At 57.3% G+C, this 18,911-nt stretch carries 13 protein-coding genes, 1 pseudogene and 1 riboswitch; of the genes and pseudogenes, 4 read left to right on the forward strand and 10 right to left on the reverse strand.

All coding sequences use genetic code 11. From position 1 onward, the window contains the following. Positions 1-163 precede the first annotated feature (163 nt). The 3 genes and pseudogenes from BBPC_RS05360 to BBPC_RS10225 all read left to right on the forward strand — a co-directional run bounded on the left by BBPC_RS05360 (position 164) and on the right by BBPC_RS10225 (position 1,423). A complete protein-coding gene (locus BBPC_RS05360) occupies positions 164-757 on the forward strand; it encodes a uracil-DNA glycosylase family protein (RefSeq protein WP_033524038.1) in 594 nt (197 codons plus the stop codon). Positions 758-953: 196 nt separating this feature from the next. Beyond that, positions 954-1,085: pseudogene (locus BBPC_RS10220) on the forward strand (DNA methyltransferase); the annotation flags it as partial. 89 nt (positions 1,086-1,174) lie between these two features. Further along, positions 1,175-1,423: a DNA methyltransferase gene (locus BBPC_RS10225; RefSeq protein ID WP_004222397.1), complete on the forward strand. Its 249-nt coding sequence runs from the start codon at positions 1,175-1,177 to the stop codon at positions 1,421-1,423. Between the two features lie 150 nt (positions 1,424-1,573). On the opposite strand, the gene glnA is transcribed toward BBPC_RS10225, so the two are convergent. The 4 genes from glnA to BBPC_RS05385 all read right to left on the reverse strand — a co-directional run bounded on the left by glnA (position 1,574) and on the right by BBPC_RS05385 (position 6,441). Beyond that, positions 1,574-3,010: a type I glutamate--ammonia ligase gene (gene glnA / locus BBPC_RS05370; protein ID WP_004222400.1), complete on the reverse strand. Its 1,437-nt coding sequence runs from the start codon at positions 3,008-3,010 to the stop codon at positions 1,574-1,576. A gap of 348 nt (positions 3,011-3,358) precedes the next feature. Beyond that, positions 3,359-4,141 carry a DUF4191 domain-containing protein gene (locus BBPC_RS05375; protein ID WP_004222404.1) on the reverse strand — a complete coding sequence of 261 codons (783 nt, stop codon included), beginning with the start codon at positions 4,139-4,141 and terminating at the stop codon, positions 3,359-3,361. A 104-nt stretch (positions 4,142-4,245) separates the two neighbouring features. Continuing rightward, positions 4,246-5,727 (reverse strand): FAD-dependent oxidoreductase, encoded by a 1,482-nt coding sequence (locus BBPC_RS05380; protein ID WP_004222410.1) that lies wholly within the window; start codon positions 5,725-5,727, stop codon positions 4,246-4,248. Between the two features lie 111 nt (positions 5,728-5,838). Then, positions 5,839-6,441, reverse strand: a complete 603-nt coding sequence (locus BBPC_RS05385) for a DUF3043 domain-containing protein (RefSeq protein ID WP_004222413.1) — start codon at positions 6,439-6,441, stop codon at positions 5,839-5,841. A 150-nt stretch (positions 6,442-6,591) separates the two neighbouring features. On the opposite strand from BBPC_RS05385, the gene BBPC_RS05390 reads away from it, so the two are divergent. Next, positions 6,592-7,959, forward strand: coding sequence for a dipeptidase (locus BBPC_RS05390; protein ID WP_004222416.1), 1,368 nt, complete (start codon positions 6,592-6,594; stop codon positions 7,957-7,959). Positions 7,960-8,091: 132 nt separating this feature from the next. Here BBPC_RS05390 and BBPC_RS05395 read toward each other — a convergent pair whose 3' ends face one another. The 6 genes from BBPC_RS05395 to BBPC_RS05420 all read right to left on the reverse strand — a co-directional run bounded on the left by BBPC_RS05395 (position 8,092) and on the right by BBPC_RS05420 (position 18,759). Beyond that, complete coding sequence (locus BBPC_RS05395; RefSeq protein ID WP_033524040.1) at positions 8,092-8,934, reverse strand: energy-coupling factor transporter transmembrane component T family protein; 843 nt, start codon at positions 8,932-8,934, stop codon at positions 8,092-8,094. Position 8,935: 1 nt separating this feature from the next. After that, positions 8,936-10,441, reverse strand: coding sequence for an ABC transporter ATP-binding protein (locus BBPC_RS05400; protein ID WP_004222425.1), 1,506 nt, complete (start codon positions 10,439-10,441; stop codon positions 8,936-8,938). Between the two features lie 95 nt (positions 10,442-10,536). Then, the gene (locus BBPC_RS05405) at positions 10,537-11,151 is read right to left on the reverse strand and encodes an ECF transporter S component (protein WP_004222426.1); all 615 of its coding nucleotides are present in this window, start codon (positions 11,149-11,151) and stop codon (positions 10,537-10,539) included. 30 nt (positions 11,152-11,181) lie between these two features. Further along, positions 11,182-11,284, reverse strand: a riboswitch (TPP riboswitch). Between the two features lie 150 nt (positions 11,285-11,434). Next, on the reverse strand, positions 11,435-12,556 hold the full coding sequence (locus BBPC_RS05410; protein WP_022245115.1) for an Mrp/NBP35 family ATP-binding protein: 1,122 nt from the start codon (positions 12,554-12,556) through the stop codon (positions 11,435-11,437). A gap of 93 nt (positions 12,557-12,649) precedes the next feature. Then, a complete protein-coding gene (gene ligA / locus BBPC_RS05415; RefSeq protein ID WP_033524042.1) occupies positions 12,650-15,325 on the reverse strand; it encodes an NAD-dependent DNA ligase LigA in 2,676 nt (891 codons plus the stop codon). 125 nt (positions 15,326-15,450) lie between these two features. Beyond that, positions 15,451-18,759, reverse strand: coding sequence for a tetratricopeptide repeat protein (locus tag BBPC_RS05420; RefSeq protein ID WP_374936684.1), 3,309 nt, complete (start codon positions 18,757-18,759; stop codon positions 15,451-15,453). Positions 18,760-18,911 lie beyond the last annotated feature (152 nt).

Here is an 18,911-nt window from a genome sequence, read left to right on the forward strand (position 1 = left end):
TTGGCAATAAAAATCTTGAAAGACGATAAGCGGCTATGCGGGAATTACTACATGAGGATGATTTCCTACGATATACCCTGCAGAGCAAAGGCAAGGTATATTTGTGGGAAACGAGTAATCAATATGCATGAACGGCGCATGTCACCAAGGAGATGGTTTCGACATGGACAAGGATTTCCTTGCGATTTTTAATGCCATAAAGGCTGATGGGGCGAATGCAGACTACACCAAGCGCGGCATCGATCCGCTCTACTCCGTCGGGGCTGGCGCTCGCATCGTGGTCATCGGGCAGGCACCAGGCGCGGTGGCGGAAGAGACGCGCATCCCCTGGAACGACAAGTCAGGAGAGCGTCTGCGCGATTGGCTGGGTGTTTCTCGCGAGACGTTTTATGATCCTGAGCGGGTGGCGCTTCTCCCCATGGACTTTTATTTTCCGGGACATGGCAGGTCGGGCGATCTACCGCCGCGCAAGGGATTCGCCGAGCAGTGGCATCCTGCACTCTTGGCGCTCATGCCCAATGTTCGGCTCACTGTGCTTGTGGGCGCATATGCCGTCCGCAGGTACCTGCATCTCAAGAATTCGGACAGCCTTACAACCGTGGTGCGCGATTATGATGCCTATATCGGCCGGGGATTCTTCCCTTTGGTGCATCCGTCGCCGCGCAACCAGCTATGGATGAGCAGGAATCCTTGGTTCGAGGCCGAGACCTTGCCTGCACTCAAGGCACGGGTCAACGCGGCGCTTGAACAGAGGTAAGTGGTTACGAAATCATCTGTGACGATAACTTCCAGCCATACAAGGAGGTTCATTCATGCAGAGAAGGACGTTGGGGACTCGTGAGGCGCTTGAAGGCATCCTCGAAGATGCCGCGACGCCAACGAGAGCGTTCGCGAGTGACTATGGTTATGACCTCGTCAGTCTTCTGCTGCCCGGTGATGAATGCTCGTATGTGATGGGCAACCCGCCGTTCATCGGCCATCAGCAGCACACGCAGCAGATCAAGGATGATATGGAACTGGTGTGCGGCAAGGCCGGAGGCTCGCTGGATTATGTGGCTGGATGGTATTTTAAAGCTATTGATTTCCTTGACGGGAATCCCTCCGCGCAATTCGCGTTCGTATCCACGAATAGCATCACACAAGGCCAGCACAAGTCGCCCCGCTATTCAAGCATGTGGTCGAACGAGGGTGGCGTATCCGGTTCGCTCACCGTACGTTCTGCTGGGACGCTCAGACTACGGACAATGCGAACGTGCATGTCGTCATTGTCGGATTCGACAGAGGCACAAACGCTCCTGCGTTGTATGAATACGACGACATTAACGGTGAACCTGTGGAAGCACGTCCGGCTCATATCAACGGTTATTTATTGGATGCGTCTGATGTGTTCGTGGAGGCGAGGAGTCAGAAGACCGGTCCGTAAGGTCTTTGCCGTCCCGGATGGAAGAAATTCTGTAGGAATAAGGAGAGCCTCCCCAATTTGGAGAGGCTCTCCTTATAACCAATCTGGCTACCTTCTGATTACCCTTGGAGTCCAAAACAGCTTGATTTCAAGGGAAACTGGGTATAGGCCTCAGATGTGGAAGTACAGCTCGTACTCCAGCGGGGTCGGAGCCAGGCGGGCCTGGTCGATTTCACCACGCTTGATGCCGATCCAGGTTTCGATCAGGTCGTCGGTGAAGACGTCGCCTGCGGTGAGGAAGTCATGATCTTCCTCAAGGGCATCCATGGCCTCTGCCAGGGAGCTCGGAACCTGCTTGATACCTGCGTGCTCTTCCGGCGGCAGCTCGTACAGATCCTTGTCGACCGGCTCCGGAGGCTCGATGTGGTTCAGGATGCCGTCCAGACCTGCCATCAGCTGTGCGGAGAAGGCGAGGAACGGGTTGCAGGACGGATCCGGAGCACGGAACTCGATGCGCTTTGCAGCCGGGGAGGTGCCGGCCAGCGGGATACGGATGGCGGCGGAGCGGTTGCGTGCGGAGTACACCAAGTTGACCGGAGCTTCGAAGCCCGGGACCAGACGGTGGTAGGAGTTCAGGGACGGGTTGGTGAAGGCCAGCACGGAGGAGGAGTGCTTGATCAGGCCGCCGATGTACCAGCGGGCAAGGTCGGACAGACCACCGTAGTTCTTCTCATCGTAGAACAGCGGCTTGCCGTCCTTCCACAGGGACTGGTGGCAATGCATGCCGGTGCCGTTGTCGCCTGCGATCGGCTTCGGCATGAAGGTTGCGGCCTTGCCTGCCAGAGCGGCGGTCTCGTGAACGACGTACTTGTACTTCATCAGGTCATCGCCTGCGTGCTGCAGAGAGTTGAAGCGGTAGTTGATCTCCTGCTGGCCAGCGCCGGCGACCTCGTGATGGGAACGCTCGAGGATCAGACCGACCTTCTGCAGGTTGGCGACCATGTCGTCACGCAGATCCTGGGTGTGGTCGATCGGCGGAACCGGGAAGTAGCCGCGCTTGACGCGGTTCTTGAATGCGATGTTCGGGGTGCCGTCGTCTTCGGTGTCGACGCCGGAGTTCCACGGAGCTTCGATGGAGTCGACCTCGTAGAAGGAGCGCTGCATGCTGTTCTCGAAGCGCACCTTGTCGAAGATGAAGAACTCGGCTTCCGGAGCGAAGGAAGCGGTGTCGGCGATGCCGGTGGACTTCAGGTAGGCCTCGGCCTTGCCTGCAACCTGACGCGGATCGCGGGAGTACGGCTCGTCGGTCAGCGGGTCGACGATGGAGAAGGCCACGTCGAGGGTCTTGTGCTTGCGGAACGGATCGACGAATGCGGTGGAAACGTCCGGCACCAGCTTCATATCGGATTCATTGATGGCCTGGAAGCCTTCCACGGAGGAGCCATCGAACGGCATGCCGTCGGTGAAGGCGTCCTTCAGGAATTCGCTTGCCGGCACGGTGAAGTGCTGCTGAACACCGATCAGATCAGTGAAGCGAACGGAGACATACTCGATGCCTTCCTTGTTGATAAGGGCCTCAGCATCAGCCTTGGTTTCAAGTGCAGTCACGGGACCGCTCCTTTCGAATAAGTAACTTACAGGCTCTTAGTCTAGGAACGCGCGTTTCGCTCACTCGCCAATTGGGTTACGAGAATGTTTCGTAATGACATATTCGAAGGATGATTTCGCGAAAAACTGGGGTTCAATTGTTACGAACGCTCGTATTTGCCTCTGCAAAACCGTTCAATTTGTGGACATTCGTGTCGTCATGTCGCTTGCGACGTCCATTTCTTTTCTCAAAAACCTTACCGCATGCGCGCAGGCCAGCGGAAGGTAACGGAGATATGAAAAAAGGAACCTCGATAACGTGTTCATCGAGGTTCCCATATGTAAGCCGGCTTTACGATTCCAGGAAAATCAGCGGCCACGCATAGCACGACGGCTGATGCGCTGCGGGTGCATCGGGTCGACGCCCTTCGGAATGCCCATGCCGTTCTTCATCTGCAGAGTGCGCAGACGCTCGTTGAGGATGTTCAGCTCGGTCTTGGTAAGCATGAAGCGGCTCTTCGGATGGATGGCGGCCACCAACTTGTTCTTGTGGTGGGTCGGCAGGTAGCTCTTGCATTTGAGCACGGTCTTGCGCAGATTCTTCAGGCTCGTCTGATTCTTGCCCTGGCCGACGTAGATACGGTAGACGGGAATATCGGAACCGGCGGTCACACCCTTGATATTCTGCTCCTGACGGTCCATGGCACGCTTGACGCGATTGTAATCGCCCTCGCCGAGCAGATAAATGCCGTTGTAACCGGTGCCGCGCCAAATGGCGTCTTTGGTCTTCGGATCAACCCACACCGGCTCCTGCGGAAAGTTGAAGCCAGCCTTGTTAATGTTGCCGAGCACGCTGATGGCAGCACCCTGACGCCCTTCAAGCTTGGCGTATCCGACTTTGTCGGCACGGTTGGTGAGCATCATGGTGGCGAACAGCAGGCCAAGCATGACGGCCAGGATCATGGATGTGATCCATCCAATCACCGACCACTTGAATACGATGCCAAGTACCACGAACACGATGATAGGCGCCACGAACACGCCTCCGCACAGCCACGGAAGAGCCTTGTCTTCGGCATGGGTGTACTTGAAGATCTGAATGATCTGTTTGATGGTGCTCTGCTTCTTCTTTGGCTCTTCTTTGTCTGCCATCGACTTCCTCACTTGGTTATGCGGTTACTCACACTGGAACGGTAGTTTATCAGGAACCATGCCATATCGCATGATTTCCGCTGTTTCCCCTTTATTGACGAGGATTATCGGGTGTGCAAAGGCCTGCCATCCGCTTTGAGCAGCGCCTCTCCGAACGATTCGCTGAACGTAGGATGCGGGTGAATGAGCTTTGCCGCATCGGCAAGCGGTACATGGTTACCAACCAGCTGTTCGGCTTCCGCGATCAGATCGCTGGCTATCGGACTGACGATGTGCACGCCAAGCACAAGAGGAACGTCGGGAGCGTCAGCCATCGCACCGCTGACGATGGTCATGGATCCACCCTCCCCACTCATGAGCATACGCGAGTTGGACAGCATCGGATATGCGGTTTCCTGCGGATCGACAATAGTGTCACGTGATTTCGCCTCGCTGAGCGTAAGCCCGACGCTTGCCGCCTCGGGGAAGGAAAACACGACTTGCGGCACGGTTTCGTCGACGACAGGTTTGGGATCAAGTCCCGCGATGGTTTCGGCGATGGTGATGCCCTGCTCGAACGCACGGTGCGCCAAGGCATGCCCCGGCGTGATATCTCCCAAAGCCCATACGCCTTCCACGTTCGTGCGCCCGTACGCATCGGTCAGAACATAGCCACGTTCATCCAATGCGATGCCGTTGGAAGCGAACCAGTCGGCATCGGTGTTCGGCATGCGGCCAATGGCAGCAAGCACCACTTCGCCATACGCGGTACGCTCCTCAACGTCATCACCCTGCCTGTAGTGCACGGTAGCACCCAAGTTTGCTCCGGTGTCCACATGACTTACCGACGTGCGCGCCACCACATTCACGCCATGGCGTTTGAGCTCACGTGTCAACGTCATCGAAGCCCGCCTCTCCCAAGACGACAGCACGCGATCCTTGCGAATGAGCAAGGTCACCTTGCATCCCGACGCATTCCACAATGATGCGAATTCCAACGCCACCGCGCCAGCGCCGATAATCACTGCGCTGGATGGGAACGTGTCCAATTCCAGAGCCTGCGTCGAATCAATCAACGCTCCGGAAAACGGATCGTCAGGCAACGGCAGCGGGCGCGAACCGGTCGCGAGAACAATATCGCCGCCTGAGATCGTAAGTTCCGATCCTACAAGTTCCCCTACTCCCGCCTTGATGGAACGCAGAACCTGCGTCTCTCCCAAGGCCGGCGCAACATGCACCTCATGACCATTTTTCAGCTGTGCCTCGCCACGGAACACGGTGACGCCACGGTGCGACAGCAATCCCGCCAATCCCTTCGTCATCGTCTCCACCGTGGACATACGGAAGTCACGTAACCTGCCGAAGTCAATGCTCTGCAATGCGACATTGACGCCCATACGCTCCGCCTGACGTACGTTCTCTACACTATGCGCGGCCGTCAGCAACGCCTTCGATGGAATGCACCCGCGATTGAGGCAAGTGCCTCCCAACGTGTCGTCGCGTTCTACCAATGCCACCGTTTTGCCAAGTTGGGCAGCGCGTAGTGCCGTGGAATATCCGCCTGGTCCCGCTCCGATGATGACGATGTCGAAATGCTGTTCAGTCATGCCTGTCCTCGTTGATTCGTGCGTTACAACTGGTTACATGGTAATGGAAAAGCCGCCGGTTTTCGCCGACGGCTTGAAAAAACGATGGCCGCGATTCCCGGCAGGAGCCGATCACTCCGGCCAGTGTCCACGCTTATCGTAACGCGGCTTCGGCAGACGCCAACGGCGCATCTGGATCGCACGGCTCCACGCATAGGAACCAGAACGCATGCCCTTGGACACGGATTGCTCGCCGAACTTCTCAATGAGTTTCTTCTTGAGCTTACGCCACATGATCACCACGTCAATGATCACCGCGAACAGGTACACATACATGAGCACCATCAACGGCAATGCCAGCGCAGGCCACTGATATGTTACGAAAATCGAACCGATCAGAATGACGAACGCAACCGGAATGAAGAACTCACCGAGGTTAAAACGAGCGTCGACGTAGTCACGGATGTAAATGCGCCATGGCAGACGCTCTGCCTTTGGCATGTGGTTGATGTCGCCCTTCTGCATGGCATCGTACTCGGCGTTCTCACGCTCGCGCATACGCGCCTTGGCGGCCTTACGGCTCGCCTCGCGATCCTTGGGAACCAACGGGCGAAGATTCTGCGCCTGAGCATCCTTGCGCTTCGGCGTCGGACGACCCTTGCCGGAAGTGGTTTCCGCAACCTTGGTCTCGACAGGCTCCTGCGCCGTCTCTTCCTTCTTGTTAAACAAACTCATGCCTATAGAGCGTAAAGTGACGTATCGACGCCTTGGCCCTGCCCTGTCAACAATTGGACGTGCCGATTGAGACCGATACAATGGTCATTCGTTACACGCATATGATCACGCTGCGTTGTTGTATGGCAGCGCGTCTTTGTAAGGAGCAATATGGCAGCTTTACCTGTCGAAGAAGTTCGATCACGAGTCGAAGCGGATTTTGACCGCATCGTCAACGTGCTTAACAAGAAAATCGCATTACAGTCCATTTCGGCAAAAGGCATCACCGCGGATCATATGAAACGATCCGCCGAATTTGTGGCCGAAGAGCTCAGCAAGGTCGGCGTAAACGCCCAAGTGGTGCAGTCCCACAATCCTAATGGCACCCCGGGCGCTTGGGAAGTCATTGGTTCGAAGATTGTCGATGAGGATGCGCCGACCGTGCTTCTGTACGCGCATCACGATGTACAGCCGGTACCCGACGCCAGCGCATGGAACACCGACCCGTTCGTCGGCACTGTAATCGACACCCGCCTGTACGGGCGCGGCTCGGCCGACGATGGCGGCGGAATCGCCATTCATTCCGGCGCATTGCAGGCGCTCGGCGACGATTTGAAGGTCAATATCAAAGTCTTCATCGAAGGCGAAGAGGAAATGGGATCGCCAAGCTTCATTCCCTTCATCGAGGAGCATAAGGACGAATTCGATTCCGATGTGATCATCGTCGCCGACTCGGGCAATTGGTCCGCTGAAATCCCCTCGCTCACCACGTCGCTGCGAGGCAATACCGATATTGACGTGCACGTCAAGGCGCTGCATCATCCGGTGCACTCCGGTCAGTACGGCGGACCGATCCTCGATGCGAACACGCTTGCCTCCATGCTGATCGCTTCCATGTATGACGAGCATGGCGATTTGGTGGTACCGGGCGTCGCCTCAGAAGATCCAATCGGCGGACTGCAGCGAGATATGGATGAGGCAACCGTGCGTACGGACGCCGGCATCGTCGATTCCTACCGTCTGGCCGGCACCGGTTCTTTGGCCGCACGTCTGTGGACCAAGCCGAGCGTGACCGTCATCGGCTTCGATGCTCATCCAGTGGAGGGATCGTTCAACGTGATCTCCCCTGAAACGACGTTCCGTCTCAGCCTGCGCACCGCTCCAAACCAGCGTCCGGAAGAGGCTCAGGAAGCACTTGCCAGGTTCATGGTCGAGCATGCTCCGTTTGGCGCCGAAGTGTGGGTCGACAAGCTTGATAATGGCATGGGTTGGGCCATGGATCCAAATGCCGAGGCTACCAAAGACGCCATGGACGCCATGGAAGAGGCGTTTGGCGTGGCTCCGGTCAATAAGGGCGAAGGTGGCTCGATTCCGTTCATTCCGGAATTGCAGCGTATTTTCCCGGACGCGCAGGTACTGGTCACCGGTCCCGAGGATCCGAAGGCCAACGCGCACAGCCCGAACGAATCCATCAGTCTTCCCAGCCTGAAAAACAATGTGATCACCGAAGCGCTGCTGCTTGACAAGCTTGCCAAGTAGCGGATATCACATATCTTTTGAGAAAAACAACGGGCAAATGCGAAGGGCGTTCCATTCCATACAACGAATGAAACGCCCTTCGCAAATCCGCCGCGCATTCAACAAACCTCGTACTGCGCAGCCCTGCTCCGATTAATTGCCAGTGCCGGTAAAAGCCCAATGCCAGTAACCGGTGAAATAAGCGCAAGACAACGCAATCACTGGCACTGCCACACAAATCGCATAAAACAGCCAGTCGACGGCGTTCAAACGTGATTCCCGGGCCTGACTACGTGGAGCATCCGATCCGAAAGCACGCGCCTCCATGGCGGTGGCAAGCTTCGTGCCGCGTCGAATCGACACAACCAATAGGCTGAACGCTTGGGAAAATACGCGCTTGATGGCGCTACCGTCGCCTAGTCCACGAGAGCGGCGGGATTGCCCAAGCGCACGCCAATCATCCTGCAGCAACGTGAACATGCGCATGCCAGCCAAACCGCCATATACGAATCGTGACGGCAAATGCAGAATCTGCACCAAACCATCGGCCAGATCGGTCGGGTCAAGGCCAAGCGCGAGGATCACGCCGGGAACGGCAATGGCCGCCACACGTAGGAACGTGGCCACCGCCAAATACAACGATCCCTGCGAGACCACAATGACATTACCAAGATTGACCAGCACGGCACCGGAGGTTTTGCCATACAATGACACGGAAATGAAGCTTCCCGAAGCTGCGACCCATACCGGCCAGGTTTTACGAAGCACCGTCCATGGAGCGACGCCTCCAATCCAGAGCAGCAGCATCTCCAACGCAAACGCCACCGATGCGGAAACCACATCCAACGTCACGAACATGGGAATGCACAATATCAGCGCACCGATGAAACGACTGACCGGATTAATCTTCGCTACAAACCATGACGGCGACGCCGGCTTGGCGTCATCATGACGTTCCCTATGCGGCACCACGCTGATAGTTTTCAACTGTTCCATCTCACTCCCCCTCGCTTACGAGAATGCGACGCGCACCCAGCGCTTCGATCAACGGCTCGTCATGAGTGACCATGATGACGGAACAGCCCGCGTCGCGCGCGCCCGCTATCAGCCTGACCATTTCCGTCCATGTGGTGAAATCCTGACCGAATGTCGGCTCGTCCATCACCAACACCTTCGGCGCCGCGGCAAGCATGGACGCCACGGAAAGGCGACGCTTCTCGCCGCCGGATAACGTGAATGGATTGGCTGGGGCGAACCGCTTGAGATTCAGCCGTTCTAGCATCATATCGGCGATGGCGTAGGCCTCGTCATCGGTTTTCCCCATGGATTTAGGACCGACTGCCACTTCGTCGCGCACGCTGGACGTGACGAACTGGTGTTCCGGCTCTTGGAACACCATGCCGATTCGCCCAAGAAGATCCCTGCTTTTCCATGTGAAGACGTTGTTCTCCCTATGTGCGGGAACCATGCTTTCATCCATACTTACCCGACCGGAAATCGGCTTGAGCAAGCCAGCCAAAGTCAAAGCGAGCGTGGATTTTCCCACGCCGTTTTTGCCGGTCAGGGCGGTAATCTCGCCGGCATGGAACGCGAGGTTCACACGCTCGCCAAGAGCGAATTCACGTCCGAAGCTGAGATCCTCGGTTCGCAGAACAACATTTCCCGACGATTGATTGGATTCGGGAATATGGCTTTCGACGGTGCGCCCCGGAACCCAGGCACCACCTTTTGTCAATACCGGCGCCATGCTGCCAAACACTTCTTCCGGAGTGCCGTCGGCGATGACTCCGCTGACATGCGAATCGGATTCCGGCTTACCAAGCACAATGACACGATCCACCAAATCAAGCCATACGTCGATATGATGCTCCACCACCACCAAGGTTTCATGGGTTCGGTCAAGCACACCACGTACCGCATCATGCACTTCCTTGACGCCTTCCGGATCAAGGTTGGCGGTCGGCTCGTCAAGCAACAGCAGCCCGGGATGCATGGCGAGTACACCAGCCAAAGCCAGACGTTGACGCTGCCCGCCAGAAAGCCTGCGTGTGGAACGATCGAGTTTCATATAGCCAAGTCCAACAATGTCGAGTGATGAACGGACCCTGCTCCAAATCTCATTTTTTGGCAGATTCAGATTTTCACAACCAAAAGCAGTATCATCTCCCACACGTTCCAGAATCGTCTGCGCATCGGGATCCTGCAATACCAATCCTGAGCGCCCACGCGAATGACGGGCATCCGTTCCGTCAATCAGCAGCTCACCCTCGAGTTCGCCTTCATCATCACCGCCGAGCACGCCGGCAAGACCGGCCATCAACGTCGATTTTCCGGCACCGGAAGCGCCCAACAGCAACACGCGCTCCCCCGGCTGTATGGTGAAATCCACATGCCTTAACGCAAAATCCTTACGTGAGGCATGCCGCCATCCCCAATCGCGCGCGACCACCCCGGCTGCGGAAAACGGTTTTCCTGCATCAGTACCCATGAATCGTTCTTTCATTCCTTTTGCATTTGACATTCGCAAGGCGAACACGCATCAAAGAAGTCCCGTATCCACTCACCGTGAATGCGATACGGGACTTCACAAACGAATCGTCAGACCAGTTCCTGCGTGCGGCCGGATTCGAAACGGTCAAGCACGCCGGTTTTGGCGATGGCCACCTGTAGGAAATACATCACCATCCCGGCGAGCACTGCACCGGAAATGATGGAGGTGCCTAGGTAGATACTGGCACGCACCGTGCTCCAGGCCGGGTTGGTGATCCAGTAGTACAGACCGCAGCCTATACCTGCGAAGGCGCCGGCAATGGTGGTGGACAGCAGGTCCCACTTCCTGTAGGCAAAGACTGCGAAGCCGATTTCCGCGCCAAAGCCCTGCATGATGCCGACGATCAGTGAGCCGCCGACACCCCACTGGTTGCCCATGGTGAGCTCAAGCGCGGCGGCAAGGGTTTCCGCGAACAACGCGGCACCAGGTTTGCGCACGATAATGGCCGCCAAAGGACCTGCGAACAGCCAAAAGGCGTTAAGCAATCCTTCAAAACCAGGGGTCACCGCTCCGAAGAGAGCCAGTGGTGCGGTACAGACAATGTCCCAGCCCCAGAAGATCACACCGGACGCAACGGCAATGATGGCAGCCACGACAATATCGACTACACGCCACTTGTTGTTGTGCTTGCGCACTACGGAAGACTGCTTTTCTTCAATCATAGGATATGTGCCTTTCTCTCTTTGACAAGGCACGGGAATGGAGAGACGTCCGTGCGCCGGCATTACCCGGTATACGTTCATACGGTCGAAGCGTTTGCTTCCTCTCAGCCATACGGCCCCCGTGTCTGCGCTTGATACTACACAAGGCACAAGATTTTCACAAGGGCCGTTTCATTTTCGCTTCGTTTCCGGTATGGAATACGCTCGGTTTTTTGCAATGGCCTGTCTTCGCGGGTTTCCCTCCCATACTGAATGCAGTACGGGAACACGGTTCCATAGAGTTTTACAGGGGCCTGCGCATCAACGATTCAGCTAGGTTCCTGAATGTCTCGCCAATATCGTCGGCACGTAATGAGCCATCCTCATTCAGCACGGCCGGACGTCCGGCCTCACCAGTCTCCCTCAATTCCGGTTCCAACGGAAGCTGAGCTAGCAAAGGAACGTCATAACCGAGGCTTTCGGTCAGCTGTTCCGACACGCGCGCGCCGCCGCCTTCGCCGAAAATCCGCAGACGTTCACCCTTGTGCTCGTAATAGCTCATGTTTTCCACAACACCACGCACTTTCATCGGCACCTGCAGCGTCACCAGGCCGGAGCGGACCGCGATGTCGGATGCGGATGGCTGCGGCGTGGTGACCACCACCAGTTCCGCGTTCGGCAAGGCCTGGGCCACGGAAATCGCCATATCGCCGGTGCCTGGAGCCAAGTCAAGCAGAAGCACGTCGGGCTCACCCCACCACACGTCTGAAAGGAACTGTTCGAGCGAACGCTGCAGTCTCGGCCCTCTCCAAAGGATCGCGCGATCGGCGCCCGCAAACATGCCGATGGAAATCAATTTCGTTCCCCAAGCGGTGACGGGCATGAGCATGCCATTCAGATTGGTGGGTTGCGCGTGCACGCCGAACAGTCGCGGCAGCGAGAATCCATAGATGTCGGCATCAATGGCAGCCGTATCATAACCGAGCGCCGCGAAAGTGGCGGCAAGATTCGCGGTGACGGACGATTTGCCGACACCGCCCTTGCCGGATGCTATGGCGAAAATACGGGTTTTGATGCCCGGCTTGTTGAAGGGATTCTGCTTGCGCTCGGCTTTGAGACCGGCAACGAGTTGGGTGAGCTTGTCTTGGCTCATAGATCCGACTTCGATGCGCGGCAGCAGCGTTGCATCCGGGTAGGATGCCACCGCTCCGTTGATCTGGTTGGTGATGGTCTGCGATAATGGGCAGCCTTCTACCGTCAGTTCGACCTCCACACGAACCTCATAGGTGTTCGCCTTACCTTCCACCGGTATCGCATCGATGGCTGCGATCATGCCCAGATCAGTCACAGATCGACCCAGTTCCGGGTCGATTACTTTGCTGAGTCGCTCATAGATGCGCGCTTCGATGGTGCGCTCGTCGGTCATGGTTCCTCCTTTAGCCGCGTACCAGACTAGCGTCTGGAGACGCGGCATGCCAGAGCTTTCTTGCGATTACGTTGCCAGTTTGACGTGCCGGTATCACACCGTTCCATTTTCCAGCAGTATTTTGAACTGGTCCTCGTTTAGCATGGGAACGCCTAATTCCTCTGCTTTGGCGGCTTTGGCACCGGCGTTTTCGCCAATGACCACCCAATCGGTTTTCTTGCTGACGGATCCTGAGGCTCTTCCACCGCGGGAGATAATCGCTTCTTTGGCGGAGTCACGCGAGAAGTCAATCAACGAACCGGTGACAACCACTGTTTTACCTTCAAGCGTCTGCGGTAGTGTACTGATTTCAACCTGCTCCGCACCGACTCCAGCAGCCTTCCATGCTTCCAACACCGTGCCGCGCCAATCGCCTGGTTCCTTGGCCGACGCGAACCACGTGACCACCGATTCCGCGATCTCCGGACCGATGCCGTCTATCTGTGACAGTTCGTCCACACTGGCGCGTTCGATGGCGTCAAGCGATCCGAACGTATTGGCGATAACACGTGCCGTAGGAGGACCAAGTCGCCTGATGGACAGGGCCACAAGCACACGCCATAAGTCGGCGTGACGTGCCTTGTCAATTTCGTCAAGCATTTTCCTTGTGTTTTCCGCGGGGCGTATATATACCGGCTGCACGCTGGATGCTCCGGAACGCGACACCTTGGTTTCCTCTCGGACCACCATAGCATCCTCAGGCACATCATATCCGGGATATTCCGCGGATCCATCGACTTCGTCCTTACGCTTTCTCGCCACTGTCGGAGTCGTCCAAAACGCCGGAACCTGATGCCACAGGCCTGATCCGCCGATACGTTTGCGCGTTTTTTTCGGTTTACCGTTCTTGCCGACGGTTTCATGAATTTCGATGATTGGCGCTTCTCGCCATACGCGAACATCCTGCAAATCGGAGGATGTCAGCGAGAACAGGCCGGCCTCGCTGGACAACACCGGCGTTTGCCGGGCCGGCAGCTCCAGCCCTTCCACCGGCTCGTACGGTTCTGGCTCCTGCCCCGGTGCCACCACGATTTCCGTGATGTCCGGCGCGTAGGTCGCCACCGAATCAGGGCGATCCTCTTCTGGATTCGTCAACGCGATGGCCGATTGGTCACCCAGATGTTCGATATCGAACGCCTTTCTGGACGCCAGGTTGATGATGCGTTCGGTTAACTGCGCCGGGCAGGACTCCACGTTCGGGCAGCGGATGTCCTTGTCCCCCTCTTTGGCTGGAGCGAGTTGTGCCCCACAGCTCGGGCACTGCGAAGGCATCACGAAACGGCGCAGCTGGTCTTCGTGCCCTTCCCTACGCTCCAACACTGGACCTACAAGTTCGGGAATCACATCGCCTGCCTTGCGTACCACAACGGTGTCGCCGATAAGCACGCCTTTACGTTCCACCTCGAACGGATTGTGCAAAGTGGTTCTCGACACCGTTGAACCCGCAACATATACGGGCTTCAGAATAGCCACCGGTGTCACGCGGCCGGTACGCCCCACTTGCACGGTGATGTCAAGCAACTCCGTGTTGACTTCCTCCGGCGGATACTTGTAGGCGATGGCCCAACGTGGCGCACGCGAGGTCGCGCCCAGCGACCGCTGCAACCCCAGATCGTCCACTTTCACGACGATGCCGTCGAGCGCATGCTCGATGTCACCGCGATGCTCGCCGTAATAATCGATCATGTCGAGAATCTGGCTGAATGTGGTGACCTCACGGTTATGTGGCGAAACGGGTATGCCCCACTTCTTATACAACCCATACGCTTCGGATTGGTTGTTGACCGCATCATGGTCGGCACCACGTTTGGCGCCCCACTGGAGCGTTCCAATGCCATGCGCATAGAAGCTCAGCCTTCTGGTGGCGGTGATGCGCGGATCCTTCTGCCGCAGGCTTCCGGCAGCCGCGTTACGTGGATTGGCGAAAGGCGCGCGCCCAGCATCCTCGTTTTCTTTGTTGAGCGTGTTGAAATCGTCCCATCGCATGAAGACCTCACCGCGGATCTCCACGAATTCGGGAATGTCTTCTTCCGGTCCCGCAAGATTCTGCGGAATGGTGGAGATGGTGCGCACATTGAGCGTGATATCCTCGCCGATCACGCCGTCACCTCTGGTCAGACCTTGCTCGAGCACGCCGTTACGGTAGATGAGGTTAAGCGCAAGACCGTCGATTTTCACTTCGCATGTCATCGGCAAAGGCTTCGTCTCAGGCCAATCAAGTCCCCGAATAACACCGTCGTACCATTCATGCAGTTCCTCAAGCGAAAAGACATCGTCAAGACTCATCATGCGAGACGGGTGGCGTACCGATGCGAAATCATTGGAGAAGGTGCCTCCGACACGATGCGTCGGCGATTGCGCGGAATCGAGGGATGGGAACTGGGCTTCCAACGCCTGCAGACAACGTATTCTCGCATCATAGGCGGCATCGGACGAGACCGGCGCGTCATCGATGTAGTATGCGATCTGGTCGGATTCCACCCACGCCGCCACACGCGCCCACAATCGAGCCGCGGCTTCAGCACTGATGGACGAGACATCAAGTCGGGTCAACCGCATGGCGTCGGCATCGGTTGGCTGCAATGCGGCGATCCAGCGTTCACTGCCCGGCGCATATGAGCTGACTCCCCCGTCGGGAACCACAGCGGTTGACGCGGAGCCCGTATCGCCGCCCATTTCAGAAGCGTCAAAATCCCATGCGAGTTGTTCGGAATCGTCATGCCTTGTCATTGTCATTGCCTTGTCACTGTCTTCAATGTTTTGCCGGTCAGAGCCGCCATGCACACATTATCGCACAAATGTTCGATTTACTGCATCGCCAACGTCTGTTTGGCGCACTGCGGAAAGCACGCCGTTCAGTTGTTCAACGACCTCAGGAACTGCATCTGCACCACGTCGGCACCGTCGCGCTCCTCGTCATCCATCCTTGAAGCGGCAACCGAAAGCGTACGTGCCGGCACGAACATGCCTTCATCCACACAGACCCGCGCGGCCTTGCGTACCAAGGATGCGACCTGGGTATTGGGCCATACCGGCAGTCCCGCTTGGGTAAGCACGTGCATGGCTTCCGGAACGTCGGTGGGCACCGGAATGCATTGCGATTGCGCGCGTCCGATCAATTCCTGCAGCTCGCTCTCCAGCATGGCGATTCGCCCGGGGGCAATCTCCTCGCTCATGATGTACGCGGCGGCCGCGATGTCGAAGTGGTCGCACATCCATTCCGCATAGGCGAGTCTGTAATAGGCGAACGACGCATCCTCACGGTCAAGTGCGACGTGCAACGCGTTGAGGCAAGCCGCTCTGGCCGGATCCCAATCCTCGGCGCGCGCCAGTTGAACCGCCAGCTTGAGATGGGAAAGCGGGTAGGCCGGCGCATATCGCACCATCGCATTGAGATGCGGCAACGCGGCCTTCACGCCTTTGACCTGTGCAAGCACGTCGGCGAGTTCCATATGCGCGTAGAACAGATTGTCCGGAATCAGCACGGTCCGTTCGCCTTCCGTGGCGAACATGCGATTGTAGATGACGCGTTCCGCATACGAGTTGAAATACCGCGGCACGCCCGGATTCGAAGCGAACAGTCGGTCCATTCGCTCCAACGCCGCTTCGGCCAGTTCCACGCTTTGGTCGACCTGTCCTGAGAACAGCAGGTCTCTCGCCTTGATGCGTTCCGCGTCAAGCTCGTCGGCCAAGCGGAAGGAGAAGTCCGGAGTGTCTTTGCCATCGATGAGCGCACTCGTCACCTGCGGAGCCAACGACGTCAATTCCGGGTCGGCAATGGTGTTGATGACGTCCATGGCCTGCTTTGCCTTGGCCACCGATTCCAGATGGGAGTCCTGCGCGATTCTGTGGAATTCGCCAACCGCGCGCTGCAGCAGGTCGACGCGCTGAATGGACAACCCCGACATGTCACGGCAGCCGAACAGCTGTGCCGTGTCATGGTCGAATATGGCGTCGGAAAGCTCAGGCTCCTCCTGACTTCCGGATGGGGAGAAACGACTATCGCGCAAATCGAACGTGGCGTCCACTGGCTTCAATGCGCCGAGGCCGTCCACATCCATTTCCGCATCGAACATACGGTATGTGCCTGTTGGATCAGACAATCCGCACTCGCCCAGACGCTCCATGAATTCGCTTCTGGTGAAGGTGACCGTCACCAGATTGCGTACGGTCGGATTCTTGCGAAGCTGGCTTAATGGATCATCACCATTCCCATCGAAATCGCCGAAGCCGATCAGTCCCGCGTCAAGAGCGCCATCATGCACGCCCTGTGCGGAACCGTCGTCCATGCTAGAGGAATCGTCCGCAATCTCGTCGGGAACCGCGAACGTCACTTCGTCGAAGTCGATATCCCGCATCAGATCCTCGAATTGGCTGTTCAACGCATCATCCGTATCCTCGGAGTTGACGCCATCAACGCCCATGTCGGCGGATCTCGGCGCCACCGGACGGGACGGGTCTCCGTGGAAATCGCCGTCCTTCGGATCGGCCTTGGACCCAGAAACACCCATATCTCCAGTACGAATGCGTTCGAAAGCCGCCAAAGCCTCGCTCATCAGCTCGCTGATGGCGGAATCCTGCTCGGCCACGGCCTCTTCCAAACCAATCGAATCGATATGCATCGACACACGCTGTATGCCCGGATCGGCGCCAAAACTCAACGCGGCCATCATCAGTCCAACACGCAGATTGTAGTCCGCGCTCATGCGGGCGCGTTCGGCGTCCGTCATATCCACCCATGCGTGGCGGGACACGTCATATTTGGTGGATGGCATCATGGAAACGCCGGCAGAGGTGAAACCGATGGCCATATTGCCGTCTCGGAGACTGCATCGGAAGTCCACGTCGAAGCGGTATGGCAGGCGCATGCTGCGCAATAGTCTCGACATTGTCTGGCGGTATACCCATTCCGAACCGCCTTCGGCTCCGAAGGCGGTACCATCCTCGCCGTCCTTCGTGTTTTCGGCGATGGAACGTCTGGTTTCCGCGGCGATGTCCACCAGGCGCATGACGGCTTGGACGCCGTCATCCTGCTGTGAGTCGAGGATCGCGCCGAATTCGTCGTCCGGTTTCAATGCGATCAGCGCCGGATTTTCCAGTAGCGCCATGTCGATTTGCGCGGCTTCCGCGCGGGTTACGGTGTCTTCTGTGGGCAGCTTGCCGATACGGGCGTTGCGTTCCAGCCATGAACTGACTGCGGCGAAACGGTTGAGGTTGCCTTCGATGTTCAGCGCGCGCAGCGATGCCGAGAACGGCAGTGTGGAATCCCAAGCGAAGAAATAGCAGCCCGAGTAGCTGGACGTGTATAGGTGCAATGGTTCCGCGCCGTGTACTGCTTCGAGCCCTTGGTCTTTGTCAAGGGCGCCTGCCTCGCGCATGAGGTCGGCGAAATAATCCTCAAGTCCGGATGCGCGCATGCCATGGGAGCGTGCGCTCATCGTGTCTCTGATGGATCGGCGGATCGCGCCCATCGGCGCCTCTCGGTTGAGCCTGCGGAAGATGTTGCCCGTGCCGAATCCCACGAGTAGCCCGTTCATTTGCGGCAGCATGTAGGCTGCGAAGAATGCGATGGTGATGGCATCCCTGTATTCCAGATCGAATCGCATGGTTTCCGGCAGGTTGGCACGCATCTGTTCGAGCGTGTAGCGGTTGCCGACTTTCAGCCAGGATGCGAGCCACATCATGCGGCCATCGGGCATGCGTCCCACGACACCGCCTTGCGACGCGCGCACCATCTTCGGCGCGCCGTTTGTCGCGTGTCCGAATCGTGGACCGTCTGGCAGGGTGAGGGTTTCTTCTTTGACGAATATGAATCGTGGTTCCAGATCCTGCACGTCCATTTCGGGATTGGTGCCCGCGAAGACGCGTGCTTTGCTGTCGGCGAGCGCGATTTGCGCGAAGTGGTTGTTGTCGGTGAATAGTCCGATGGAGAAGGCTTTGCCTTGGGTTTGTGGCAGTTGCGCCCAGCCGAGTTGGAGTGTGCTTGGTATGCCTTCGAAGCCTTTGATGATGTGTCGTTTGATGAGTGGGTTGAGTTTGATGGCGTTGCGGGTGAGTTCATCGACGATGTCGTCTGGCGTGTCGAGGGCTTTGCCGAAGGGGTTGGCGTCGGCGGTGTTGTGGGGGTGTTTGTTGTGGTTGATGAGTTGTCGTACCCCTTGCATGGCGTGGTTGAGCATGGTCCGTCCTTGGTGTGGATGGTGTGCTGATGGCGATGCTGGTGTGAGGTGTGACATGTGGGCCATTCTTTCAATTCAATGCGACATGCAGCCTTTAGAATAAAGTTCGTGACTTTTTCGAAACAGCGTTTTCAGGC

This window comes from Bifidobacterium pseudocatenulatum DSM 20438 = JCM 1200 = LMG 10505 (assembly GCF_001025215.1).
GTDB lineage: Bacteria > Actinomycetota > Actinomycetes > Actinomycetales > Bifidobacteriaceae > Bifidobacterium > Bifidobacterium pseudocatenulatum.